At 55.3% G+C, this 24,228-nt stretch carries 21 protein-coding genes and 1 pseudogene; 6 read left to right on the forward strand and 16 right to left on the reverse strand.

Annotated features, from left to right (window positions below):
- Positions 1 to 27 precede the first annotated feature (27 nt).
- The 4 genes and pseudogenes from lspA to BJP61_RS21770 all read right to left on the reverse strand — a co-directional run bounded on the left by lspA (position 28) and on the right by BJP61_RS21770 (position 4,544).
- Positions 28 to 528: a signal peptidase II gene (gene lspA, locus BJP61_RS18095; protein WP_038864980.1), complete on the reverse strand. Its 501-nt coding sequence runs from the start codon at positions 526 to 528 to the stop codon at positions 28 to 30.
- Positions 528 to 3,344 carry an isoleucine--tRNA ligase gene (ileS, locus tag BJP61_RS18100; protein ID WP_171998923.1) on the reverse strand — a complete coding sequence of 939 codons (2,817 nt, stop codon included), beginning with the start codon at positions 3,342 to 3,344 and terminating at the stop codon, positions 528 to 530. The genes lspA and ileS overlap by 1 nt, the downstream gene beginning before the upstream one ends.
- A gap of 48 nt (positions 3,345 to 3,392) precedes the next feature.
- Complete coding sequence (gene ribF / locus BJP61_RS18105) at positions 3,393 to 4,331, reverse strand: bifunctional riboflavin kinase/FAD synthetase (RefSeq protein ID WP_007709996.1); 939 nt, start codon at positions 4,329 to 4,331, stop codon at positions 3,393 to 3,395.
- A gap of 7 nt (positions 4,332 to 4,338) precedes the next feature.
- Positions 4,339 to 4,544, reverse strand: a pseudogene (locus tag BJP61_RS21770) (DUF2575 domain-containing protein).
- Positions 4,545 to 4,648: 104 nt separating this feature from the next.
- Between BJP61_RS21770 and rpsT the strand changes: the two are divergent.
- On the forward strand, positions 4,649 to 4,912 hold the full coding sequence (gene rpsT, locus BJP61_RS18115) for a 30S ribosomal protein S20 (protein ID WP_001518655.1): 264 nt from the start codon (positions 4,649 to 4,651) through the stop codon (positions 4,910 to 4,912).
- Between the two features lie 76 nt (positions 4,913 to 4,988).
- Here rpsT and nhaR read toward each other — a convergent pair whose 3' ends face one another.
- The 3 genes from nhaR to BJP61_RS18130 form a co-directional block, all read right to left on the reverse strand.
- Positions 4,989 to 5,885, reverse strand: coding sequence for a transcriptional activator NhaR (gene nhaR, locus BJP61_RS18120; protein WP_038864994.1), 897 nt, complete (start codon positions 5,883 to 5,885; stop codon positions 4,989 to 4,991).
- Positions 5,886 to 5,957: 72 nt separating this feature from the next.
- Positions 5,958 to 7,130 carry a Na+/H+ antiporter NhaA gene (nhaA, locus tag BJP61_RS18125; protein ID WP_161579995.1) on the reverse strand — a complete coding sequence of 391 codons (1,173 nt, stop codon included), beginning with the start codon at positions 7,128 to 7,130 and terminating at the stop codon, positions 5,958 to 5,960.
- A gap of 241 nt (positions 7,131 to 7,371) precedes the next feature.
- Entirely contained in the window at positions 7,372 to 9,474 is a 2,103-nt protein-coding gene (locus BJP61_RS18130) for a glycosyl hydrolase family 18 protein (RefSeq protein WP_075193474.1), read from the reverse strand.
- A gap of 404 nt (positions 9,475 to 9,878) precedes the next feature.
- Between BJP61_RS18130 and BJP61_RS18135 the strand changes: the two genes are divergently transcribed.
- The gene (locus tag BJP61_RS18135; RefSeq protein ID WP_038864999.1) at positions 9,879 to 10,325 is read left to right on the forward strand and encodes a membrane protein; all 447 of its coding nucleotides are present in this window, start codon (positions 9,879 to 9,881) and stop codon (positions 10,323 to 10,325) included.
- Positions 10,326 to 10,347: 22 nt separating this feature from the next.
- Positions 10,348 to 10,887 (forward strand): putative peptidoglycan-binding domain-containing protein, encoded by a 540-nt coding sequence (locus BJP61_RS18140; RefSeq protein WP_038865001.1) that lies wholly within the window; start codon positions 10,348 to 10,350, stop codon positions 10,885 to 10,887.
- A 44-nt stretch (positions 10,888 to 10,931) separates the two neighbouring features.
- Here BJP61_RS18140 and BJP61_RS18145 read toward each other — a convergent pair whose 3' ends face one another.
- The 4 genes from BJP61_RS18145 to dnaK form a co-directional block, all read right to left on the reverse strand.
- On the reverse strand, positions 10,932 to 11,270 hold the full coding sequence (locus BJP61_RS18145) for a phage holin family protein (RefSeq protein WP_038865003.1): 339 nt from the start codon (positions 11,268 to 11,270) through the stop codon (positions 10,932 to 10,934).
- A gap of 183 nt (positions 11,271 to 11,453) precedes the next feature.
- Positions 11,454 to 12,401: a LysR family transcriptional regulator gene (locus BJP61_RS18150; RefSeq protein ID WP_038865005.1), complete on the reverse strand. Its 948-nt coding sequence runs from the start codon at positions 12,399 to 12,401 to the stop codon at positions 11,454 to 11,456.
- Positions 12,402 to 12,661: 260 nt separating this feature from the next.
- On the reverse strand, positions 12,662 to 13,801 hold the full coding sequence (gene dnaJ / locus BJP61_RS18155; RefSeq protein WP_038865007.1) for a molecular chaperone DnaJ: 1,140 nt from the start codon (positions 13,799 to 13,801) through the stop codon (positions 12,662 to 12,664).
- 84 nt (positions 13,802 to 13,885) lie between these two features.
- A complete protein-coding gene (gene dnaK, locus BJP61_RS18160; RefSeq protein WP_038865009.1) occupies positions 13,886 to 15,802 on the reverse strand; it encodes a molecular chaperone DnaK in 1,917 nt (638 codons plus the stop codon).
- Between the two features lie 293 nt (positions 15,803 to 16,095).
- Between dnaK and satP the strand changes: the two genes are divergently transcribed.
- Positions 16,096 to 16,662, forward strand: coding sequence for an acetate uptake transporter (satP, locus tag BJP61_RS18165; RefSeq protein ID WP_038865012.1), 567 nt, complete (start codon positions 16,096 to 16,098; stop codon positions 16,660 to 16,662).
- A gap of 164 nt (positions 16,663 to 16,826) precedes the next feature.
- On the opposite strand, the gene BJP61_RS18170 is transcribed toward satP, so the two are convergent.
- The 3 genes from BJP61_RS18170 to tal all read right to left on the reverse strand — a co-directional run bounded on the left by BJP61_RS18170 (position 16,827) and on the right by tal (position 19,911).
- A complete protein-coding gene (locus BJP61_RS18170) occupies positions 16,827 to 18,134 on the reverse strand; it encodes an MFS transporter (protein ID WP_171998927.1) in 1,308 nt (435 codons plus the stop codon).
- Positions 18,135 to 18,261: 127 nt separating this feature from the next.
- A complete protein-coding gene (gene mog, locus BJP61_RS18175; RefSeq protein ID WP_171998929.1) occupies positions 18,262 to 18,849 on the reverse strand; it encodes a molybdopterin adenylyltransferase in 588 nt (195 codons plus the stop codon).
- A 108-nt stretch (positions 18,850 to 18,957) separates the two neighbouring features.
- A complete protein-coding gene (gene tal / locus BJP61_RS18180) occupies positions 18,958 to 19,911 on the reverse strand; it encodes a transaldolase (RefSeq protein WP_171998931.1) in 954 nt (317 codons plus the stop codon).
- Positions 19,912 to 20,116: 205 nt separating this feature from the next.
- On the opposite strand from tal, the gene BJP61_RS18185 reads away from it, so the two are divergent.
- Together BJP61_RS18185 and yaaA are read left to right on the forward strand one after the other, a co-directional pair.
- Positions 20,117 to 21,550, forward strand: coding sequence for a sodium:alanine symporter family protein (locus BJP61_RS18185; RefSeq protein WP_171998933.1), 1,434 nt, complete (start codon positions 20,117 to 20,119; stop codon positions 21,548 to 21,550).
- 78 nt (positions 21,551 to 21,628) lie between these two features.
- Positions 21,629 to 22,402, forward strand: coding sequence for a peroxide stress protein YaaA (gene yaaA, locus BJP61_RS18190; protein ID WP_171998935.1), 774 nt, complete (start codon positions 21,629 to 21,631; stop codon positions 22,400 to 22,402).
- Between the two features lie 30 nt (positions 22,403 to 22,432).
- Here the strand turns inward: yaaA and BJP61_RS18195 are convergent, their stop codons facing one another.
- Both BJP61_RS18195 and thrC read right to left on the reverse strand, forming a co-directional pair.
- Positions 22,433 to 22,669, reverse strand: coding sequence for a DUF2502 domain-containing protein (locus tag BJP61_RS18195; protein ID WP_050568180.1), 237 nt, complete (start codon positions 22,667 to 22,669; stop codon positions 22,433 to 22,435).
- A 266-nt stretch (positions 22,670 to 22,935) separates the two neighbouring features.
- Positions 22,936 to 24,225: a threonine synthase gene (gene thrC / locus BJP61_RS18200; RefSeq protein ID WP_038865026.1), complete on the reverse strand. Its 1,290-nt coding sequence runs from the start codon at positions 24,223 to 24,225 to the stop codon at positions 22,936 to 22,938.
- Positions 24,226 to 24,228 lie beyond the last annotated feature (3 nt).

Here is a 24,228-nt window from a genome sequence, read left to right on the forward strand (position 1 = left end):
AAGCGTAGCGCCACCCGGCATGGAGATTTACGCCTGTGCTTTCGCGGCTGGTTTCGGCAAAAAGCCTTCCAGCACGATTAACGCCGCGCCGATACAGATAGCGGTATCGGCCAGGTTAAAGGTGGCGAAATGCCAGTCGCCGACATAGAAGTCGATCATATCGACTACAAAGCCGTGCCACAGACGATCGAACAAATTGCCCAGCGCGCCGCCAATAATCAGCGCGTAAGCAATATTGTTGAGCTTCTGGCTCGCCTTTGCACGATACATCATGACGGTGAGCAGCACGCAGATGCCGATAGCGATACCGGCGAAGAACCAGCGCTGCCAGCCGCCTTTATCCGCGAGGAAGCTGAACGCCGCGCCGTAGTTGCGCGCATAATGCAGATTCAGCGACGGGAACAGGGAGACGGTCTCCCCCAGCGCAAAGTGCTGGAGGATTAACGCCTTGCTACCCAGATCGACAATCAACACAACCACAACCAGCCACAGCCAGCGCAGACCGGTGGAACGAATCGGTTTACTCATCAGGCGAACTTACGTTTTTCGCCGTCACCGGCGACGTTGCTGACACAGCGACCGCAGATTTCTGCGTGTTCCGCTACCTTGCCAATATCGGTGGTGTAATGCCAGCAGCGCGGGCACTTCTCACCTTCGGCTTTTGCGAGCGCCACTTTCAGCCCTTTGAGCAATTCGCTCTGCTGGGCATCTGCGGCGGCGCTGGCATAATCCTCAACCTTCGCCTGCGAGGTCAACAGGACAAATCGTAATTCCTCGCCAAGCGCGGTGAGCTTCGCCGCCAGCTCCGGCTCCGCGTACAGAGTGACCGCTGCTTCCAGCGACCCGCCGACTTTTTTATCCGCGCGCGCCTGCTCAATCACCTTGTTCACTTCGCCGCGCACTTTCAGCAGGGCGTCCCAGTAAGCGTCGTTCATGGCTTCGGTTTCCGCGAGGCCAAACAGGCCGTCGTACCACTCGCCGGTGAAGACATATTTCTCACGCGCGCCTGGCAGATAGCCCCAGATCTCATCCGCGGTAAAGGACATGATCGGCGCCATCCAGCGCACCAGCGCTTCGGCGATATGATACAGCGCGGTCTGACAGCTGCGGCGCGCCACGCTGTCAGCTTTCGCGGTGTACTGACGGTCTTTGATGATGTCGAGATAGAACGAGCCCATTTCGATGGAGCAGAAGCGCATCAGGCGCTGCACCACTTCATGGAAATCGTAAGCGTCATACGCTTTCACGATATCGTCCTGCGCGGCTTTCGCGCAGCCGACCGCCCAACGATCCAGCACGACCATCTCTTCCGGTTTCACCATGTCTTTCGCCGGATCGAAACCGTTCAGGTTCGCCAGCAGGAAGCGCGCGGTGTTACGGATACGACGATACGCATCGGCGGCGCGTTTTAAGATTTCGTCGGACACGGCCATTTCGCCGGTGTAGTCGGTCGACGCTACCCACAGACGCAGAATGTCAGCGCCCAGTTTGTTCATCACGTCCTGCGGAGAGACCGTGTTGCCGATAGATTTCGACATCTTGCGGCCCTGACCGTCAACGGTGAAGCCGTGGGTCAGTACCTGACGGTACGGCGCCTTGCCTTTCATGGCGGTGGAGATCATCAGCGAAGACATAAACCAACCGCGATGCTGGTCAGAGCCTTCAAGATACATGTCCGCCGCATGGCCGGAGAATTCCGGGCGCACGTCAACGACTGACGAGTGGGTCGATCCAGAGTCGAACCAGACGTCCAGCGTATCCGGCACTTTTTCATAGACATCGGCGTCATCGCCCATGATGTCGCGCGGGTCGAGATCCCACCACGCCTGAATACCGTCAACTTCCACGCGCTTAGCGACTTCTTCCATCAGCTCCAGGGTGCGCGGGTGCAGTTCCTGCGTCTCTTTATGGACGAACAGGGACATTGGCACGCCCCAGGTGCGCTGGCGGGAGATACACCAGTCCGGACGGTTGGCGACCATCGATTCGATGCGCGCCTGGCCCCAGTCCGGGATCCACTGCACGTCTTTGATCTCTTTCAGCGACTGCGCGCGCAGGCCCTTTTGATCCATGCTGACGAACCACTGCGGCGTGGCGCGGAAGATGATCGGCGTTTTATGACGCCAGCAGCACGGATAGCTGTGCAGCAGCTTCGCCACGTTAAGCAGCGCGCCTTTTTCACGCAGCAGCTCAACGATTTGATCGTTCGCTTTGAAGACGTTAACGCCATCCAGCGTCGGGTAGGTGCCCGGCAGATAAGCGCCGTCCGGGCCGACCGGGTTGGCGATTTCCAGGCCATATTTCTGGCTGATGGTGTAGTCGTCCGGGCCGTGGCCGCCTGCGGTATGCACCGCGCCGGTACCGGCGTCGAGCGTAACGTGCTCGCCGAGAATCGCCGGAACGTCAAAGCCCATGAACGGGTGCGTGAAGCGCATCAGCTCAAGCTGCGCGCCTTTGGTTTCGCCGAGTACGGTGTAATCCGCGATGTTCACACGCTTCATCACGCTTTCAAGCAGATCTTTCGCCACGATCAGCGCCTGGCCTTCGACCTGCACCAGCACATAGTCGATCTCGGCATGCAGAGAGATCGCGCGGTTCGCCGGCAGCGTCCACGGGGTGGTGGTCCAGATAACCAGCGATACCGGGCCGTTGACATTCTGCGCGCCGAATTTCGCCGCGACCGCCGCCGGGTCTACCGCGTTAAAGGCGACGTCGATGGACGGCGACGTTTTGTCGTAGTACTCCACTTCCGCTTCAGCCAGCGCGGAGCGGCAGTCAACGCACCAGTGCACCGGCTTGGCGCCTTTATGCAGATGGCCGTTGCCGATGATTTTACCGAGCGCGCGGATGATATTGGCCTCGGTTTTGAAATCCATGGTCAGGTACGGATGCGACCAGTCGCCCAGCACGCCGAGACGGATAAAGTCTTTACGCTGGCCGTCAACCTGGGTCGCCGCGTACTCGCGGCACTTAGCGCGGAATTCGGCAGCGGTGAATTTCTCACCCGGCTTGCCATATTCCTGCTCGACTTTCAGCTCGATAGGCAGCCCGTGGCAGTCCCAGCCCGGCACGTAGGGGGAGTCATAACCGGCAAGCCCTTTGGACTTCACGATAATGTCTTTCAGAATCTTGTTAACCGAGTGACCGATATGAATGCTGCCATTCGCATAAGGAGGGCCATCATGCAGAATGAAGGTTTTTTTGCCTTTTTTGGCTGCACGAATGATGCCGTAGAGGTCATCATCGGTCCAACGCGCCAGCATTCCCGGTTCGCGTTTGGCGAGATCGCCACGCATCGGGAACCCTGTTTCCGGCAAATTCAGGGTTGATTTAAAGTCACTCATCAGATTCTCGGTTCCGTATTTCGGTTTGATAATTAGCCGATTCAGGCGTTACGCCGGTGTCGGTAGCCCAAAAAAGTCGCGGGCGGTGATCACGTCTCTGGCGATTTGCGCCTTGAGTTCATCAAGCGAGGCAAACCGCTGTTCATTGCGTATTTTTTTACGCAGCACTACATCTATATGGCGGCCGTAGAGGTCGATTGCAACGTCCAGCAGATGAACTTCAAGCTGCTGACGCAGGCCAGCCACCGTCGGGCGGGTGCCGATATTGGCGACGCCAGGCAGCGGTTTATCGCTGATGCCCAGCACTTCCACCGCATAGACGCCCTTCACAGGCGAAACCTGACGGCGCAGCGGTACGTTCGCCGTCGGGAAACCTATGGTACGCCCCAGCGCGTCGCCGTGGACGACGCGCCCGGAGATAGCGAAAGGCCGTCCGAGCAGGTTTTCCGCCAGCGCTAAATCATCCTGCGCGAGCGCCTGACGCACCGCAGTACTGCTAATGCGCACACCTTCATCGCAAAACGTTTGCGTGCTGGTGACTTCAAAGCCATATTCGCGCCCGGCTTTCTGTAATAACAAGAAATCCCCTTCGCGACCAGCGCCAAAGCGGAAATCATCCCCGGTAGCCAGAAATTTAACCCCGAGGCGCTCCACCAGCAGATCGCTTACAAAGTTTTGCGCCGTCAGCGCGGCAAAGCGGCGGTCGAAGCGAATGCACAGCACGTAATCCACGCCGCAACGGGCGAGATAGCGCAGCTTTTCACGCAACCGCGTCAGCCGCGCAGGGGCTTTATCCGCGGCGAAAAGCTCAAGGGGCTGCGGCTCGAAGATCATGACCATAACGGGAAGGCCGCGTTCGCGCCCTTGCGCGCATAGCCCGCTCAGCAAAGCCTGGTGGCCACGATGCACGCCATCGAAATTGCCGATGGTCAGCACGCAACCGTGATGCTCAGAGGTGAGATTATGTATGCCGCGTATCAGCTTCATGACTGGCTCAGGACAGTGAAAATCGTCGGATTATACCTTGTACAGCCTTTAAGGTTAACCGACGATTTGGCCCTGTCAGCCATAAACTGACAAGGATTTCATCGTGCTGCGCAACGGTTTCACGCTGAACGCGAATTTTGTCCCACAAAGACTGTATTCGCACGAGGCAAGCTGGTAGAATCTTGCGCCATCACTACGTAACGAGCGCCGCATAACAACGGCGCTTATTTGCACAAATCCATTGACAAAAGAAGGCTGAAAGGGCATATTCCTCGGCCTTTGAATTGTCCACATAGATCATATTTGGGAGTTGGACCTTGGCTAATATCAAATCAGCTAAGAAGCGTGCCGTTCAGTCTGAAAAGGCCCGTAAGCACAACGCAAGCCGTCGCTCTATGATGCGTACTTTCATCAAGAAAGTATACGCAGCGATTGAAGCTGGCGACAAAGCTGCTGCACTGAAAGCATTTAACGAAATGCAACCAATCGTGGATCGTCAGGCTGCTAAAGGTCTGATCCACAAAAACAAAGCCGCGCGTCATAAGGCTAACCTGACTGCGCAGATCAACAAACTGGCTTAATCGCCATTCGTTGAAGCTTGTTTAAAGCAGCTTGTTAAAAAAACCCGCATCTGCGGGTTTTTTTATGGCTGCGGTTTTATTTCGGCGGCACAAACAGCGCCGAATAGTCGCGATTGCAGATACGCTGCACCGCCGGGTGCTGAATCATCCTCTCCGCAAAAATCGCGTGATACTCTTCCATCACATTATCCACCCGCCCTATCTCGACGATATTGTCATCCTCATAAAAATCGTGCGCGTACAGGCTTGGCGCCACAAATACGGCGTTATGCGCCGCGCCGAACGCTTTCATCAGCGCCGCGTCGTCAAACTCGCCGAGGATCTCCACCTTCAGCCCCTGCGAGTGGATCCAGTTAAGCAGTTTGCGCCCAAGCATCGAACGACGCCCCGGGATCAACAGCCGTCGCTCTTCGAGACACGCCGGGAAGGGCCTCGTCGGTGCCGGATTCTGACACCAGAAACTCACGCTACACTCGCCGATTTTCACGGAAAACAGCCCCGCCTGCTGCGTGGAGTCGATGGGGCAGTCGGAGATAATCATGTCGAGCTTATGCTGGCTGAGCTGTTCCAGAAGCATCTCGTGGGTCGATTCAAAACAGCGCAGATGAATTTGTTCATCTTCCACTACCGCCGCGTCCAGTACGCCGCTCACCAGCCGTTTAGAGAGCGCGTCCGCCACGCCGACATCAAACAACAAATGAGATTCTTTGCGGTAATTGATAATATCCAGCATCTCCTGGCTCAGGGTAAACATACGGTCAGCGTAACGAAACACCAGCTGTCCCAGCTCGCTGGGCTCAAGCCCCCTTCCCTTACGCTTAAACAGTTTGCCCTGTAGCCGCTCCTCCAGCGCTTTTATCTGCCCGGTAATGGTTTGCGGCGTGAGGTACAGCGCCTCGGCGGCACCGACGACCGAGCCCTCTTTGCAAACCTGCCAGAAGTAATACAGGTGGTTGTAGTTGATGTGAGACATGAGCGCATTCTCCCTGAACTCCCTGAGAGCGGAGCGGCCTTCACTCCGGAAGGCCGCGTGATAAAGCGGGCGCTAACGCGTGCCCGACAAATGGCCGCGCAGCAGCAAATAGCCGGTGACCGCAGCCAGTAATGACCCGACCAGAATGCCAAGTTTCGCCCAGGTCACCAGCGCGGCGTCAACATCGCCAAACGCCAGCGAGGCGATAAAAATTGACATGGTAAAACCGATGCCGCACAGCACGCCGACGGCCATAATCGTTTTCTGCGTGACACCCGGCGGCAGCGTGGCCCATTTGAGCTTGACCGCCAGCGCGCAAAAGAGGCTGATGCCAAGCGGCTTGCCGATAAACAGTCCGGCGATAATACCCAGCGGCAGCAGTGATGCCAGGCCCGCCAGCGTAACGCCCTCAAGCGAAACGCCCGCATTGGCGAACGCGAACAGCGGCAGGATCATAAAACCTACCCACGGATGCAGCGCGTGCTCCAGCGTGCCGGCGGGCGAATGCCCCTTTTCTGCCTTAAGCGGCACAAAAAAGCCGATAATCACGCCCGCCAGCGTGGCGTGAACGCCAGATTTCAGCACCGCGGTCCAGAGCACCACGCCTACCAGAATATAAACTCCGACGCGGCGCACGTTGCAGATATTCAGGAGCGCCAGCACGGCGATCGCGCCCGCCGCCACCAGCAGCGACACCATTGACAGCGAACTGGTGTAAAACAGCGCAATAATCACAATCGCGCCCAGATCATCAATAATCGCCAGCGCCATCAGAAAGATTTTCAGCGCGGGCGGCACGCGGCTGCCGAGCAGCGCCAGGATCCCCAGCGCGAACGCGATATCGGTCGCCGCAGGAATAGCCCAGCCCGCGCGAGCGATCGGATCCTGATAATTAAAGGCCAGATAGAGCGCGGCCGGAACGACCATGCCGCCCAGCGCGGCAATCACCGGCAGCGAGGCTTGCCGGCGGCTTGCAAGCGAGCCCTGCACCAGTTCACGCTTAACCTCCAGCCCGACCAGCAAAAAGAACACGGCCATCAGGGCGTCGTTCACCCACAGCAGCATGTTCTTTTTGATCTCCAGCGCCCCGACCTGTAACTCCACCGGTGTGCTAAGAAAGCCTTCATAGAGGCCGTGTGTGGCGCTCATATTGGCCAGCAACATGGCCAGCGCAGCCGCCGCGATGAGTACGATGCCGCCCGCAGCCTCGTTTTTAAAGAAACGTTGTACCGCTTTTATCATCATTGTCCATCCAGAGTGTTGAGATGACCTGTTCACTTACTTTCGGTATGTATAAGGATAGCGACCTTTACTCATCGGAAAAGCAGTTTATTCTGCGCATAAAGATCGGCTAAAACGAATTAATGAGAACAATGACGCGGCGTTGTTAACGATAGCGATAAAAAAGGCCCCGGTAATCCCTACCCGGGGCCTCAAACCCGCTCAAACACGGGCTGAGCGGAAAAGCGGAACTATGTCGTGAAGATCAGTATGTCCCAATGTCAGTCCAGACCTGATATGGCCCGCTGTTAAGATCCGGCTGATCGCCCTGCGAGTACCAGTTAACCTGATAGTTATGGCCTTTCCAGCTCACCTTCTCGAAAGTGCCCCATTTCGCGCCGTAAACCGTACTGGCGCTCCAGAGCGGATACGGTGCGCTGCCGGAACCGCTATTATCCGGCGTTGGGGTTGGCGTCGGCGTCGGCGTCGGCGTTGGAGTCGGTTCCGGTTCGGGCGTCGGGGTCGGGGCTGGCGTGTCACCATCAGACGACGCACTACCCGGCACGGCGGTCACCACAAAACGCTGCTGCGAAGAGGGCTCGTTTTTACTGTCGCGCACGAAGAGCGTGAACTGGAAATCGGTGCTCTGCGTGACGACCGGCACGTCAAATTCAATCACGGCAGCGCTCTTATCCGCCACGCTGATGGTAGACGGCACGCCCCAACTGAAGCTCAGCGCGTCGTTATCTTCATCGCGGGATGCCTCGCCGGAAAGCTGAATACGCGACCCGCCGACCACGCGTAGCTGAATAGCCGCCACGGGCGCATGGTTTACTGCCGGCTGCGGTTCGTTATCGCTGCTGCCGCTATCCGGTTCAGAAACGTTAATGCCTTCAAAATAGAACGGCTTCATATCGACCGTCTGGGTCTCGATCTCATACCCCAGCCCTTCACGCGCGGCATTCACCAGCACGCCGTTATCCTGGTCGATAGTCCAGGTAAACAGACCGCCAAGATTACGCGACGCGGCGTACTGGCCTTTGGCTTTGACCGAGCGCGGTGTATCCAGCGACATAAAGAGTTTGCTCTGCGGGTTGTAGAGATAATCCGCATTGGCGACTTTGTCGGTATAGACGTTAAAGCCGTTACGTCCTTTCTGGTTTTCCAGATCCAGGTAGTTGTAAATGGTGTCGTACCATTCGGTGCTGCCGGATTCGAACGTCCCGGTGGTGGTGCCGTTGCCCGGCGTATACGCGCCTTTGAGCGGCGAGAAGCTCTCAATCATCGCATTGCGGGCGTTACGGGTATAACCTGCGTAACCGATATTAATACGTTCGGAAGGGAAACCTTCGGCAATCAGGTAATCCACGACCGCTTCGATGCTCCAGCCGCCCGCAGTAAGCGGGGTGAGGTTGGTATGGTGCGTCAGGGTCTCGGCCCACGGCGTGCCGAAGAAGTCATAGGTCATGACGTTAATGGCGTACAGGCCTGCGTCCATGAGCGCTTTGACATTAGAATATTCGAGCGTAGACACGACGGCCGAGCTGGCAATAGAAATTTTTACGTCGCTGCGTCCTGCCGCACTGAGTTGTTTTTTGAGTTCAGCGATAAGCAGCGCGTAGTTGGCGCCATCTTCCGGGCCATGCGGGTTGCCATTGCCTTCAGCGTTCGGGTATTCCCAGTCGATATCCACTTCGCTGAACATCGGGAACTGCTTAAACAGTTTGACCACGCCTGCGGCGAAGGTTTTACGCGAAGAGTCGGTTTTCGACATCTCATGAAAACCGTTACTCATGGTCCAGCCGCCGATACTCATTGAAAGCGCAAGGGTATGTCCCTGCTGTTTCGCTCTTTGTTGAAGATCGCGCAGACCGCCGAGCAGGCCTTTGGTGGTGGCCTGCGTGACGGTAGCCGGATCGATATCCCAGCCGCTGGTGCTGTGACCGCAGTTAACGTAAGACTGAAAATCGCCCCATGGATCAAGGAACGTCGGTTCGTTCGTGTTTTTGTTGGTCAGGCGAGCAGCGTTTTCAATCGTGTATTGCTTTTCGCCTTTATCGCCGACGATGCCCAGGAAACCGAAAACGATCTTGTCATACGCGGTGGGCGACACTTTGGCGAGATCGTAGCCGCGCCCACGATTGGATGGGGTATCGTCGCCCTGGAGGCGTCCATCATACTGGGACCAGTCGGTATAATAACCAAATACTTTAGGTTTATTAGCAGCCTTATATTTATTGTAAACCGGCTTCGCCACGCGAGCTGCCGTATAACTGTATTTTTCAGTTTCACTGGCCGGATTAAACCCATCTGCAGCGTTACTGGTTTCGGTCAGGCTGTCGCCCTGAATTAATTTACTTGTAGCCATGTTTATTTTCCTTCGTGAAAAGTGAGTGCAGTACTTTCTGCGCTAACTATCATGCGTGGACAAAAAACATCGCGCCAATCACATCAAATAAAACTCCAATAAAAAATAAGCGCATTTATGACACTTATTAAAAAAGATTAAACTTAACGAAAATTTTTTTTGAAATTACCATTAAATATCAACACTATGATTCAAAATATATAATGTATTAAAGATTAAGCACACTTTAATTGTCACTTAAAAAGCATTTAATAACGGTGGCAAATCGTGATCTGAACTGTCGTTTCGTTAAATAAAACCACTTTTTTTAATACGGGCTATGGAAAATAACGAAGCTGAACTTTACTCTCTAAATCGCTAAAGGAACTTCCCGCCATATATTTATATCTGTCAACAGGTGATATATGAAAAGCTATGTTATTAATCGCAATTGTATTTTTACAGAGGCTAATAACGAATTAAAAAACACGGATAACGCATGCGTCATCAAAATGACAACCATGCGCGCACGTTGCCTGAGCTTCATTATTGAAAACGCAAAAAATGGCATTATCGAAAAACAACAAATCGCCGCGGTACTCTGGGGCAGTCGTGGTCAGTACATCAGCGACGCTAATCTTACGCAGGTGCTTTACCTGCTACGTCGGGATCTGCGCACGCTCGGCATCAATGATTTGTTCGTCACTGTGCCCAAGCTTGGCATCAAAGTGAACGATGAGATCCCTGTCGACCTGCTGACAGTTGAAAACAATAAGAAACCTAAACGCACGTGGTGGACGATGGCGTTGTTCGCCGTTTTTGTTGTCTGCGTACTGGCGCTTTTTACTTTGATGGATGTGAGCCACCCCTGAATTTCTGCTGCGAGGAACTATTATGAATCCTGTCATTGACGGCATCCTGAACATCGAAGGGAATTATGTGAATCATCCAGCCGATCTCGGTGGTCCCACAAAGTGGGGCATTACCGAGAAAACCGCCAGAGCGCACGGTTATAAAGGCGATATGCGCGCACTCACCCGTGAAGAGGCATACAACATACTGGAACAAGATTACTGGATAGCCCCGGGTTTTAACCGCGTCGCTCAGTATTCGCTCCCCGTGGCGTTTGAGCTTTGCGACGCAGGCACTAATATCGGCCCCGCGATCCCCGCCCGCTGGCTACAGCGCTGGCTCAATGCTTTTAATCGCCAGCAGAAGCTTTATGGCGATCTGGTCGTGGATGGCGCCATCGGGAAAAATACGCTTGAGGCCTTAAAACGTTACCTGGATGAACGAGGCAAAGAAGGCGAAATCGTGCTGGTACGGGCGCTGAACTGTACGCAAGGCGACTATTATCTTGATATAACGGAAAAACGGGAAGCTAACGAGGCGTTTATCTACGGCTGGCTGCGTGAAAGGGTCACGATGTCCTGAGGACGGAAAAGAAAAGCCCGCTATCACGGCGGGCTTTTGCTGGTTTATTTTAACAGGGACGTGCCGCCCAAAAAGCTTTTTACTCTCTCGCTTAGTATCCGCAGTATCGGTGTTGCAAATACCCCGCCAAGACCTGCCAGCATCAGTACCATATTAAAACTCATGTTGCGGTCAATCGCCGCCACGCTTAACAGAAAGGCGGTAAAACATGAGATAGCGATCTGCGCCAGGCAGTCCATAATATCTTTATGGGTTTGACTTTTTTCACACTTCATCAGATAGCTGACAAAGCCGCCCCAACCGCCGATAGCAATAATGGTTAATAAAATTTCCAGTTCAACCAAAACCAGTTTTGGCGTGGGGATATGCGCTGCAATAGACATGATAAACCTCGATAATTAGTGAACGATAAATGAATACGCCATCTGGCGATGCAATAAAGTTAGCACCCTAATCAGTAGCAAGGTAATCATTTCATCTCACTGCGGGACGTACACTCTTATTAATGGAGGAACAGTTTTTTAGTCATGAAAAGAGATGGCTGTGATTTACAAGTTCGGAACAGGCTATTTACGATAATTAATAAGCGTCTGTAGCATGATTATAACCTCTTTTATCTGATCTCGCTGCGCGTTATCGCGATGCCATCCGGCATAAACTCTAATTATTTCAATGTCTATTTCATCGGGCAGTGCAATTAAAGCGATTCGGTATTTCCCTTGTGCCTGAAAAAAGCGGGCTATTTTTAATGGCAGTATTGCTATTAACGATGAGTTTTCAATGATACTTAATAAACCATTTATCGAATCTGTATAATACCTGACAGAAAACTGATTGTTAAAAAATGAGAGTCCATCATTACTTTTGATATCTTTTTTTAAGGCGGTTTTTACTTTGTAGGGGTGGTAAACCGCGTGTCGTGAAGCGTAAAGGTTAGCCAGAGATAACTGCGGCAATTCACAAAGAGGATTCCGGGTATTGCAAATCACCGTATACTGACGGTACTGATCAATAATGGTTTGCTCAATATCCGGCTCGCTAAAATAGTGTGTTGATAACAACAAGTCACTTTTCCCTGCCTGTAAGTCATTGCTTTGGCGTGAAAAGCTTTTGCCGGTAGAGGAAAGGTAATGCAGGCGAAATCGCTCAAACAGTTCCATATCGAAGAGCTGGGCGAAGTAATACTGCTCGCTGACATCATCTCCGGTGATTTTCATTTCATACCGCGCCGGCATTGTCGCGGTACGCTCAAAAGTCGCGTTGATAATATCCACCGCCTTGCTGTAGGCACGGTGAATTTCCCTGGCGCGCGGCGTCGGCGTCAGACCTTCACGGGTACGAATAAAGAGTTCTTCGTCATAGGTTTGCTGCAGGCGCTGAATAGCGAGCGTGATAGCGGCAGGCGTGACCTGAAGTTGTTGAGAGGCGCGTGCCGCATTTCCTGCGGTGATGACGGCGTCAAAAACTTTGATGAGATTATAATCAAACTCATTGGCACCGCTTTTCTTCTTCATGCGTCAGCGTATCCTGCCGTCGGTAAAAGTAACAAAATATAAGTTTCAGCGTTCACTGGCAAAATCAATTTGCCTCGCCAAAAAATCGATTTTTATCAAATTTCAACGACGCGGGATCGATGGCAGCGAGATGTAAACAATAACGAGACCAATAATGATGGCAAAACGCTATTCAGAATAGTAAGTAAAATCGTAGAAAAAAGCCTGAAATGGCGGAAACCATTTCAGGCTGATTTTCACTGTTCGTAAAAACAGAATGATTAGCGGGTTAAGTCATCAAAAAACTTTTTCACGCCATCGAAGAAGCTTTTGGAACGCGGGCTGTTTTTTTCGCCGGTCGGCCCGCCGAAACTTTCCTGCAGCTCCTGAAGCAGCGCTTTCTGGCGATCGTTAAGCCCAACCGGAGTTTCCACCACGACACGGCACAGCAGGTCGCCCTGCGCACCGCCGCGTACCGATTTCACGCCTTTTCCACGCATGCGGAACAGCTTGCCGGTCTGGGTTTCGCTCGGCACTTTCAGCATCACGCGGCCATCCAGCGTCGGCACTTCTATCTCGCCGCCCAGCGCCGCCATCGCGAAGTTAATCGGCACTTCACAGTAAAGGTTATTGCCTTCGCGCTCAAAGATCGGGTGCTGTTTCACCTGCACCTGAACGTACAGATCGCCTGCTGGCGCGCCGTGTTCGCCCGCCTCGCCTTCACCCGCCAGACGGATGCGATCGCCGGTATCGACGCCCGCCGGGATTTTCACCGACAGCGTTTTGGTTTTCTCAATACGGCCATGACCGTGGCAATTGTTGCACGGATCTTTGATAAGCGTACCGCGGCCCTGACAGTGCGGACAGGTCTGCTGTACGGCGAAAAAGCCCTGACGCATCTGCACCTGGCCTGCACCATGACAGGTCGGACAGGTCTGCGGCTGGCTGCCGGGTTTAGCGCCGTTGCCGTGGCAGACTTCACACTCTTCCAGCGTCGGGATGCGGATCTCTTTTGTGACGCCGCGTACCGCTTCTTCCAGCGTCAGCTCCATGTTGTAGCGTAAATCCGCGCCACGTGAGGCGCGACGACCGCGTCCACCGCCGAAGATATCGCCGAAAACATCGCCGAAAATATCGCTGAAGTCAGCGCCGTTGCCAAAGCCGCCACCGAAACCACCGCCGCCCATACCGCCCTGTTCAAAAGCGGCATGACCATACTGGTCGTAGGCCGCGCGTTTTTGCGCGTCGGTAAGAATTTCGTAGGCTTCTTTAATCTCTTTAAATTTCCCTTCGGCCTCTTTATCACCCTGGTTACGGTCCGGGTGATATTTCATGGCCAGGCGCTTATACGCCTTTTTTATTTCACGCTCGTCCGCCGTTTTCGGGACGCCTAAAATTTCGTAATAGTCTTTCTTCGCCATTTTTTATCTGCCCCTGACATGCGTGCACGGGCGTGGAGAAACTCCTACGCCCGTGCCAGTGTTATCTACCCTGCATCAGGGCGATTATTTTTTGTCTTTAACTTCTTCGAACTCAGCGTCAACGACGTCGTCATCTTTCGCATTGTTCGCAGAAGCGTCAGCGGAGCCTGCCTGTTGCTGAGCATGCTGCTGCTGAGCGATTTCCATCAGCTTCTGGGAAACCTGCGCCAGCGCCTGCATTTTCGCTTCGATATCCGCTTTGTCTTCGCCTTTCAGGGACGCTTCCAGCGCGGTCAGCGCGGATTCGATAGCGGTTTTGTCATCAGCCGGCAGTTTATCGCCTGCTTCTTCCACCTGTTTGCGGGTGCTGTGCACCAGATGATCCGCCTGGTTGCGGGTCTGCACCAGCTCTTCGAACTTACGGTCAGCTTCTGCGTTCGCTTCCGCTTCGCGTACCATTTTCTGGATCTCGTCTTCGTTCAGACCAGAAGAAGCCTTGATGGTGATTTTCTGCTCTTTGCCGCTGTTTTTGTCTTTCGCGGACACGTGCAGAATACCGTCGGCGTCGATGTCGAAGGTCACTTCGATCTGCGGCATGCCGCGCGGCGCCGGGTTGATACCATCCAGGTTGAACTGACCCAGAGATTTGTTATCAGCAGCGCGTTTACGCTCACCCTGCAGCACGTGGATGGTCACGGCGGACTGGTTATCTTCAGCCGTCGAGAACACCTGGCTGTGCTTGGTCGGGATAGTGGTGTTTTTGGTGATGAGCGGAGTCATCACGCCACCCATGGTTTCGATACCCAGCGACAGCGGGGTCACGTCCAGCAGCAGCACGTCTTTCACGTCACCGGTCAGTACGCCGCCCTGCACCGCTGCGCCGATAGCGACAGCTTCGTCCGGGTTAACGTCTTTACGCGGCTCTTTGCCGAAGAACTCAGCCACTTTCTTCTGGACCATCGGCATACGGGTCTGACCGCCGACCAGAATAACGTCGTTGATGTCAGACACAGACAGGCCAGCGTCCTGCAGCGCGACTTTCAGCGGCTCGATAGAACGGTTTACCAGGTCTTCCACCAGGCTTTCCAGTTTCGCGCGAGTCACTTTGATGTTCATGTGTTTCGGACCGGTTGCGTCTGCAGTGATGTACGGCAAGTTCACGTCGGTCTGCTGCGCGGAAGAAAGCTCAATTTTCGCTTTTTCGGCCGCTTCTTTCAGGCGCTGCATCGCCAGCGGGTCGTTGCGCAGGTCAATGCCCTGATCTTTCTTGAACTCTTCCACCAGATAGTTGATCAGGCGGCTGTCGAAGTCTTCGCCGCCCAGGTGGGTATCACCGTTGGTCGCCAGTACTTCGAAGGTTTTTTCGCCGTCAACTTCATCGATTTCGATGATGGAGATATCGAACGTACCGCCGCCCAGGTCGTATACCGCGATGGTACGGTTGCCGGTTTCTTTATCCAGACCGTAAGCCAGCGCTGCGGCAGTCGGTTCGTTAATAATACGTTTGACTTCCAGACCCGCGATACGGCCAGCGTCTTTGGTTGCCTGACGCTGCGCGTCGTTGAAGTATGCCGGAACGGTAATGACCGCTTCAGTCACCGGCTCGCCCAGGTAATCCTCGGCGGTTTTCTTCATTTTTTTCAGCACTTCCGCAGAAATCTGCGGCGGGGCCATTTTCTGGCCTTTTACGTCCAGCCATGCATCGCCATTATCCGCGGCAATGATTTTGTACGGCATGATGGACACGTCGCGCTGAACTTCTTCGTCCTGGAAGCGGCGGCCGATCAAGCGTTTGATTGCAAACAGGGTGTTCTGCGGGTTAGTCACTGCCTGACGTTTAGCCGGCTGACCTACCAGAGTTTCACCATCCTGAGTGTATGCAATGATAGAAGGCGTGGTGCGGTCGCCTTCCGCATTTTCCAGCACGCGAGCCTGAGTGCCATCCATAATCGCTACACAAGAGTTGGTTGTACCCAGGTCAATACCAATAATTTTACCCATCTAAACGTCTCCACTAAAAAATCGTCATCATGTGGTCTGAACCTGTTATGCGGGCTAACGGTGGGGATTCAACCGTCCACCGCCCTTTTTTTTCAGGCTCATCCATTGCGGTTGACTACAAGATGGGGTCGCTCCGCCCGCCATCAAGGGGCAAAGCGCAAAATTTTTTTATTTTCTCCCTTCCCAGATCATAGACGGCGCGAAACGGCCTGATTATGATGCCGCGCCCCGTCACGAAAGATAACGTCCGGGGCGTTACTTTTTGCAAATTTTTCTTATTATTTTGAGGGTTTATGGGCAACATTAAGTTGGCTAATCCGGCCCCCCTGGGGTTAATGGGCTTTGGTATGACTACCATTCTGCTCAATCTGCATAATATCGGCATGTTCCCGCTGGACGGCATTATTCTGGCGATGGGGATTTTCTACGGCGGCATCGCGCAAATTTTTGCCGGTCTGCTGGAATATAAAAAAGGCAATACCTTCGGTTTAACCGCTTTCACCTCATACGGTTCGTTCTGGCTGACGCTGGTCGCGATTCTGCTGCTGCCGAAAATGGGCCTCGCAGAGGCGGCTAACGGCCATTTTCTGGGCGTTTATTTAAGTATCTGGGGCGTGTTCACGCTGTTTATGTTCTTCGGTACGCTCTGCGGCGCGCGCGTGCTGCAATTCGTGTTCCTGAGCCTGACGGTGCTGTTCGCCCTGCTGGCGGTCGGCCATCTGATGGATAACGAAAGCATTGTGCATATTGCAGGCTGGATTGGCCTCGTATGCGGCGCCAGCGCGATTTACCTCGCGATGGGCGAAGTGCTGAACGAGCAGTACGGCCGCACCGTACTGCCGATTGGCGAGAAACACTGATTTTCGCTTTGCGTCGTGCCTACGGGCACGACGTCTTCTTCTGACGCGCTCTTCATCCTGCTTGCGCCACGCTTACGCTGTCCTCTTTTATCCGCCACATCGCCGCTTAATATCTTTAGCCTCGCCCTGTGTGGCCACGCTGCCGGAACGGCGCATTTTCGCGATTACGACTGCGCGGGTTCCGCCACGGTATGCGAAGCGTCAGACTGCCGCTTTCGGCCCAGCCAGACGCCGAGCCCTAACCCCATCAGCGAGAGCGCCAGCACATACCAGGCGGGCGCCATGGGTGAGACGCCCATCAGCATCGTGACGGCAATGGGCGTCAGGCCGCCGAAAATGGCATACGCTACATTGTAGGAGAACGAAATGCCGGTAAAGCGCACCGCCGCCGGGAACGCACGCACCATAACGAAAGGCACCGCGCCCACCACGCCGACGCATACCCCCACCAGGCCATAGAGCAAAAAGAGGTGTTCCGGATGTGCGCCGGAAAGGTGATAGAACGCCCAGCTGGAGGCCGCGAGCAGCATGCTGCCGATAATAAACGTGCGGCTGGCGCCAAAGCGATCCGCGGCAAGACCCGCTATCAGGCAACCGATGCAGAGCATAATCGTCGCGATGCTGTTGGCCTGCAGCGTGACCGCTGGCGTGAAGCCGTACTGCTTTTGCAGCCAGACCGGCGACATTAAAATCACCACTACGATGCCCGCCGACAGCAGCCACGTCAGCAGCATAGAGATAAGCACGCCCTGACGATGCTTCACCACCACGGCTTTCACCGGCAGCTCCTGCGCCAGCGCCTTGCGCTGCTGCATCTCAAGGAAAATCGGCGTCTCCTGAAGCCAGCGACGCAGGTACATCGCCACCAGACCAAACGCGCCGCCGAGCAGGAACGGAATGCGCCAGCCGCCGTCATGAATGGCCTGCGGAGTCATGCTGGTGTTAATGATGGTCGCGACTACCGAGCCCAGCAAAATGCCCACCGTTAAGCCGGCGGTCAGCGTGCCGCAGGCAATGCCGATACGCTTTTCAGGGACATGCTCGGCCACAAAAACCCACGCGCCCGGCACTTCGCCGCCAATGGCCGCCCCCTGCAGAATACGCATCAGGAGCAGCAACACAGGAGCGGCGATGCCCATCGCCGCGTAATCCGGCAGCAGACCTATCAGCAGCGTGGGCACGGCCATCAGCAGGATACTCAGGGTGAACATTTTTTTGCGGCCCACCAGATCGCCAAAGTGCGCCATGATAATGCCGCCGAGCGGTCGCGCCAGATAACCGGCGGCGAAGATCCCGAAAGTCTGTACCTGACGCAGCCACTCCGGAATATCCGGCGGGAAAAACAGCTCCCCGACGACCGCCGCGAAGAAGACGAAAATAATGAAATCGTAGAATTCCAGCGCGCCACCCAGGGCCGCCAGCGTCAGGGTTTTATAGTCCTGACGATTAAGAGGACGTGTTTGCTGTTCCATAACGAACCGTTTGTAAAGTGGTGGGCGTGAATTAGCTTATCGTAAAAACGTAAACTAAAAGTGACTATATCGTTAAATCACCGCCACGCCACCTTCAAAGATCGTTTATGTCATCAACAGCGAATAATTAGTTTTTTACTTCGCGAATTGCGCTTTTAGGACGAAAAGCCGCTACTACGTCGGCATTAGTTTCAACGTAAGGGCCATCCAGCAACTGAATGCAATACGGGACACTGGCAAATATTCCTGACACTTTTACGTGACCGTGCTCATCTTTCAGCCCTTCGAGCGTTTCCTGAATGGATTTGGGCTGGCCTGGCAGATTGAGAATGAGGGCCTGCTTGCGGATCACGCCCACCTGACGCGAGAGGATCGCGGTCGGCACAAAGTTCAGGCTTATCTGGCGCATCTGCTCGCCGAAGCCCGGCATTTCACGGTCGGCAATCGCAAGCGTGGCGTCTGGCGTCACGTCGCGGCGCGCCGGGCCTGTACCGCCGGTGGTAAGCACAAGATGGCAGCCCATTTCGTCTACCAGTTCACAGAGCGTCTGTTCGATAAGCGGCTGTTCGTCGGGTACCAGACGGGTCTCCAGCATGAACGGGGTCGTCAGCGCCTGCGTAAGCCACGCTTCGAGCGCCGGAATGCCTTTATCCTGATACACACCGCTGGAAGCGCGGTCAGAAACTGAAACTAAGCCTATGCGTAATGTATCCATATCATTTCCGAAAATCAGTGCAGTTTTGCGAAATGATACACGCCAGAGCGGTTTGCAGACAGGGCGGGAACGTAAGAAACGTGGCCGGCAGGGCCGGCCACGGAGAGATTACAGCAGGTCTTCGACCATTTTTTCCAGTTTTTCCTGGTCAACGGCGAACTTGCGGATACCGTCCGCCAGTTTGTCCACCGCCATCGGATCCTGGTTGTGCTCCCAGAAGAACTGAGATTCAGTCAGGCGTTCCGGACGCGCTTTCACTTCGCCGTTAAAGGCGAGCTTACGCTCAACGGTGCCTTCGCTTTCCGCCAGCTCTTTCAGCAGCGCAGGCGCGATGGTCAGACGGTCGCAGCCCGCGAGTTCAAGGATTTCGCCGACGTTACGGAAGCTTGCGCCCATGACCACGGTTTCATAGCCGTGCTGTTTGTAGTACTCGTAGATTTCCGTCACGGAAACCACGCCTGGATCTTCCTGCGGCGCATACTCTTTTTTGTCCGTGTTGACTTTGTACCAGTCGAGGATACGGCCCACGAACGGAGAGATCAGGTAAACGCCCGCTTCAGCGCACGCACGCGCCTGCGCGAAGGAGAACAGCAGAGTCAGGTTACAGTTGATGCCTTCTTTTTCAAGCTGCTCGGCGGCGCGGATGCCCTGCCAGGTAGAAGCGAGCTTGATCAGAATGCGATCGTTGCTGATGCCAGCGTCGTTGTAGAGTTTGATCAGGCGCCTGGCTTTAGCGATGCTGCCTTCGGTGTCATAGGAGAGACGCGCGTCCACTTCGGTAGAGATACGGCCAGGGATAAGCTTCAGGATTTCCAGACCGATGTTCACTGCCAGCTTGTCAGTCGCGTCTACCACCTGCTGAGCGCGATCGCTGCTCTGGCTTTTCGCCCAGGTCACCGCGTCGTCGATCAGTTTGCGGTATTCAGGGATCTGTGCGGCGTTAAGGATCAGAGAAGGGTTAGTCGTGGCATCCTGCGGCTGGTACAGCTTCATTGCCGCGATGTCTCCAGTGTCAGCAACCACGGTTGTGAACTGACGAAGGGAGGTCAATTTGTCCGTCATGATAGTGTTTCTCTTTTGAACTTCGTGTCAGGGAGATGTAATCGGTCTGCGGTGATGATAACACGAGACTTTTCGAGCGCAACCGGGGCAATCGCGTCGTAGCCATGTGATAAACTGCTTTTATTTCAGGCTCTGCGCTTTCATAGAAGGCGTGTCGGCGGCCTTGCCGCAGGCGCCAGGCAGAGCCGCGCTGCGGGGAACAGGAATGTCGGATTTTCTTTTATTTATCAGCGAAATACTCTGGGGTTCAGCCATGCTGTATCTGCTGGCTGGCGCAGGGCTCTGGTTTTCCTGGCGCACGCATTTCATTCAGTTTCGTTATCTGCGTTTTTTTCCGCGCGCGCTGAGCCGTAGCCTGCGCCCCTCCGGCAGCGGGCTGACAGCATTTGAAGCGCTCTGCACCAGCGTCGCCGCGCGGGTGGGTAGCGGGAATATTGCCGGCGTCGCGTTCGCGATAATCAGCGGTGGGCCGGGCGCCGTGTTCTGGATGTGGGTCGCCGGGCTTATCGGCATGGCGACGTCATTTGCCGAAAATGCGCTGGGGCAGCTCTATAAAGGACGCGATCGGGAGGGCAACTTTCGCGGCGGCCCGGCCTGGTATATGGAGCGCGGGCTCGGCATGCGCTGGATGGGCGTGCTGTTTTCCCTGTTTTTAATCTTCACTTTCGGACTTCTCTTTAATGCCGCGCAGGCGGGCGCGCTCTCTAAAGCGCTCGGCAAAGCGCTGACGTTACCCGTTTATGCCAGCAGTGGGCTGCTGGCGCTGTGCCTGCTGCCGATGCTGCTGCTCGGCTTTAAAAACGTGGCGCGCCTGATGTGCCGCGTGGTGCCGCCGATTGCGGGCGTCTGGGTCATAACCGCGCTGGTGGTGATGGCTCTGCATCTCTCCGCGCTGCCTGATATCCTCCTGATGATTGTGCGCAGCGCCTTCGGCTGGCAGGAAGCCGCCTCCGGCGCGCTTGCCTGGAGTATCAGTCAGGCGCTGACCAGCGGCTTTCAGCGCGGCATGTTTTCCAACGAAGCAGGCATGGGCGCCACGCCTAACGCCGCCGCTGCCGCGACCTCCTGGCCGCCCCACCCGGCCGCCCAGGGTATCGTGCAGATGATAGGCGTATTCATCGACACCCTGGTTATCTGCTCGTCCACCGCGTTTATCGTGCTCCTGGCCGGGATGACAGAGTCGTTACCCGCTGCGACGGACGGGCTGACGCTCGCGCGCGAATCGCTGGGTCGGCTCGCCGGGCCATGGGCCAAAGATCTGGTGGCGGGCGTGATCGTGCTGTTCGCCTTTATCTCGATCGTTGCCAATTACGCATATGCCGAAAACAATCTGGTGTTCCTGCGCAGATACACGCCCCCTTACCGATGGCTGCTGCGGATTGCGGTGATCGCGATGGTCTTCGCCGGGCCGTTCTTTAATTTACCGCTGCTGCGCCAGGTGGCTGAAGTGACGATGGCATTGATGGCGGTAATGAATCTTACCGCCATTCTGCTGCTCTCTCCGGTGGTGAAATGCATCGCCGATGACTACCTGCGCCAGCGCAGGCTGGGGCTAAAGCCGGTCTTTAATTCAGACCGTTACCCGGAAATAGCCCGCCAGGTAGAGCCCGATGTCTGGCGCAGCGCGCCGCTGGAGTAAGCGCGTTCAATCGCAGCCATTGGTTCACTTTACGGCGTTCTTTGGTAGAGTTCCGGGAAAACGAAGAAAGGACATGTCATGCTGATTCTGATTTCTCCCGCCAAGACTCTGGACTACCAGAGTCGGCTTGCCACGACGCGCTACACCCAGCCTGAACTGCTCGACCACGCGCAGGCGCTTATCGATATTGCCCGTCGGCTGACCGACGAAGAGATTGCCGACCTGATGAGCATCAGCAGCAAGCTGGCGTCGCTAAACGCGACCCGCTTCAGTGACTGGCAGCCCGATTTCACGCCGGATAACGCCCGCCAGGCGATCCTGGCATTTAAAGGCGACGTCTATACCGGCCTTGAAGCGGAAACGTTTAGCGAGGCGGATTTCGATTTCGCCCAGCAGCATCTGCGTATGCTTTCCGGGCTTTACGGCGTGCTGCGCCCGCTCGATCTCATGCAGCCGTACCGTCTGGAGATGGGTACGCGCCTTGCGAACCCGAAAGGCAAAGATCTCTACACTTTCTGGGGCGATACGATTACTCAGAAGCTGAACGAGGCGATTGCCGCCCAGGGCGATAATGTAGTGGTGAATCTGGCGTCAGATGAATATTTCAAAGCAGTCAAGCCTGCGAAACTGAATGCGGAGATAATCAAACCGGTCTTCCTTGATGAGAAGAACGGCAAATTTAAAATCATCAGCTTCTACGCCAAAAAAGCGCGCGGGCTGATGAGCCGTTACATCATCGAGCATCGTCTGACAAAACCGGAGCAGCTCACCGCATTCGACAGCGAAGGCTATTTCTTCGATGAGGCCGCCTCGGGCGGCGGCGAGCTGGTGTTTAAACGTCACGAGCAGTAACTATGACGCCAGCGAAGGCTGGCGTTTTTATTAGCGGTGATGAACGTCAGGCCCGTCGTGACGGTCATGTCGCGCTACCGGGCGTTCGTCGTGATGGCGCGGCTCCCAGCGGTTTTCATGGCGCTGATAGTGCTTATGCCACCAGTCGCGGTCACGCCAGTGACCACCATCCCAGTAATGGCCGTCGCGATCCTGGTCGCCGATTTGCAGCTTCACGGAAGGCAGCAGCGTCAGTTCTGCCGCCTGTGTTAACAGCGGCGCGGTCATCAGGATGGAAAAGGCCAGCAGAAGAGGTTTTAACACAGGAACTCCTTACAGATTCATGCCCGTTATGGGTCGATGAAAGAAGGATAAGCGTCCTGCCGGGTATTGATAATCCTGCGCAATCTCAAATGATAAACGCCCGCATTTATTGGGAATTTCTGCGCTTTTCCTGCCTTTTCACTGCACATTTTCTTCACGTTTGCAGCTATCGCGCACAAAAAAAGGAGAGGCGACGCCTCTCCCGGTAATGTACCGCCTGAACGCGCGTTTTACGGCGCTTTGTTCATCATCAATTCACGCAGCGCGGCGTAATCGGCTGGCAGCGAATGCGACAGCAGCGGCAGGTCGACGCGCTCTGCCAGCTCCGGTGGCAGCGGCAGCGTTTCGCCAAGCACCGCTTCTACGCTCTCTTTGAATTTCGCCGGATGCGCCGTGCCGAGGAACAGCCCGTACTCGCCAGGGCGCAGCTGATCGCGCAGCGCGCGGTAGGCGACCGCCGCGTGCGGCTCCGAGAGATAGCCCAGCTCGCGCAGTTCGCGCATAGTCGCCTTCGTGGTTTCATCGTCGATGGTCGCCACGCCCAGCTCGTTCAGACGCCAGATTTTACGGCGGAACAGCTCTTCCACGCGGGGCCAGTTGTTCGGCTGTGACACATCCATCGCGTTGGAGAGGGTCGCCACCGTCGCGTTCGGCAACCACTCGCCGTGTTGCAGGAAACGCGGCACCGTGTCGTTGGCATTGGTGGCGGCGATAAAGCGCTTCACCGGCAGCCCGGCGGATTTCGCCAGCAGCCCGGCGGTCAGGTCGCCGAAGTTGCCGCTTGGCACCGAAACCACCAGCTGGTTGCGGGCTTCCTGCGGCAGCTGCGCGACGGCTTCGAAGTAGTAGCAGATCTGCGCCAGCAGGCGGCTGATATTGATGGAATTGGCGGAATTAAGCCCCAGTTTCGCTTTCAGTTCTTCGTCGTCAAACGCCTGTTTCACCAGCGCCTGGCAGGCATCGAAATCGCCGTCGATGGCGACAGTTTCAATATTGCCGCCAAGCGTACAGAACAGTTTCTCCTGCAACGGGCTGATTTTGCCGCGCGGATAGAGGATAACCACCTGGACGTTTTTCAGGCCATAAAAGGCGTGGGCCACGGCAGCGCCGGTATCGCCGGACGTCGCGGTCAGAATGGTCACCGGCTTATCGCCGCTGATTTGCGTCAGCATCTGGGCCATAAAACGGCCGCCAAAATCCTTAAACGCCAGCGTCGGGCCGTGGAACAGCTCCAGACAGCCGATATCTTCCGCAACCTGGCTTACCGGCGCCGGGAACGTGAAAGCGTTCGCCACGCGCTGGCGCAGAATATCGGCCGGGATCTCATCGCCGATGTAGGCCGAGAGAATTTTGCTGCTGCGGGAGACGAAATCCATCTCCAGCATTTCGTCGATTTCAGTCAGGCTGAATTCCGGCAAGTCGTGCGGGAAAAAGAGCCCCTGATTTTTACCCAGTCCCTGCGTGACGGCCTGCGCAAAGCTGACCTGCTCGTTATGGTCTTTCAGATTGTAGAGTTTCATGCG

Origin of the sequence: Cronobacter sp. JZ38 (assembly GCF_008932145.1) — a bacterium.
In the GTDB taxonomy this organism is placed as follows: domain Bacteria; phylum Pseudomonadota; class Gammaproteobacteria; order Enterobacterales; family Enterobacteriaceae; genus Cronobacter; species Cronobacter muytjensii.

Excerpts from the sequence above, each read along its gene's own strand:
- lspA (WP_038864980.1), bottom strand. The coding sequence starts at position 528 with ATGAGTAAACCGATTCGTTCCACCGGTCTGCGCTGGCTGTGGCTGGTT.
- ileS (WP_171998923.1), bottom strand. The coding sequence starts at position 3,344 with ATGAGTGACTTTAAATCAACCCTGAATTTGCCGGAAACAGGGTTCCCG.
- ribF (WP_007709996.1), bottom strand. The coding sequence starts at position 4,331 with ATGAAGCTGATACGCGGCATACATAATCTCACCTCTGAGCATCACGGT.
- nhaR (WP_038864994.1), bottom strand. The coding sequence starts at position 5,885 with ATGTCTCACATCAACTACAACCACCTGTATTACTTCTGGCAGGTTTGC.
- nhaA (WP_161579995.1), bottom strand. The coding sequence starts at position 7,130 with ATGATGATAAAAGCGGTACAACGTTTCTTTAAAAACGAGGCTGCGGGC.
- BJP61_RS18130 (WP_075193474.1), bottom strand. The coding sequence starts at position 9,474 with ATGGCTACAAGTAAATTAATTCAGGGCGACAGCCTGACCGAAACCAGT.
- BJP61_RS18135 (WP_038864999.1), top strand. The coding sequence starts at position 9,879 with ATGAAAAGCTATGTTATTAATCGCAATTGTATTTTTACAGAGGCTAAT.
- BJP61_RS18140 (WP_038865001.1), top strand. The coding sequence starts at position 10,348 with ATGAATCCTGTCATTGACGGCATCCTGAACATCGAAGGGAATTATGTG.
- BJP61_RS18145 (WP_038865003.1), bottom strand. The coding sequence starts at position 11,270 with ATGTCTATTGCAGCGCATATCCCCACGCCAAAACTGGTTTTGGTTGAA.
- BJP61_RS18150 (WP_038865005.1), bottom strand. The coding sequence starts at position 12,401 with ATGAAGAAGAAAAGCGGTGCCAATGAGTTTGATTATAATCTCATCAAA.
- dnaJ (WP_038865007.1), bottom strand. The coding sequence starts at position 13,801 with ATGGCGAAGAAAGACTATTACGAAATTTTAGGCGTCCCGAAAACGGCG.
- dnaK (WP_038865009.1), bottom strand. The coding sequence starts at position 15,802 with ATGGGTAAAATTATTGGTATTGACCTGGGTACAACCAACTCTTGTGTA.
- satP (WP_038865012.1), top strand. The coding sequence starts at position 16,096 with ATGGGCAACATTAAGTTGGCTAATCCGGCCCCCCTGGGGTTAATGGGC.
- BJP61_RS18170 (WP_171998927.1), bottom strand. The coding sequence starts at position 18,134 with ATGGAACAGCAAACACGTCCTCTTAATCGTCAGGACTATAAAACCCTG.
- mog (WP_171998929.1), bottom strand. The coding sequence starts at position 18,849 with ATGGATACATTACGCATAGGCTTAGTTTCAGTTTCTGACCGCGCTTCC.
- tal (WP_171998931.1), bottom strand. The coding sequence starts at position 19,911 with ATGACGGACAAATTGACCTCCCTTCGTCAGTTCACAACCGTGGTTGCT.
- BJP61_RS18185 (WP_171998933.1), top strand. The coding sequence starts at position 20,117 with ATGTCGGATTTTCTTTTATTTATCAGCGAAATACTCTGGGGTTCAGCC.
- yaaA (WP_171998935.1), top strand. The coding sequence starts at position 21,629 with ATGCTGATTCTGATTTCTCCCGCCAAGACTCTGGACTACCAGAGTCGG.
- BJP61_RS18195 (WP_050568180.1), bottom strand. The coding sequence starts at position 22,669 with ATGACCGCGCCGCTGTTAACACAGGCGGCAGAACTGACGCTGCTGCCT.
- thrC (WP_038865026.1), bottom strand. The coding sequence starts at position 24,225 with ATGAAACTCTACAATCTGAAAGACCATAACGAGCAGGTCAGCTTTGCG.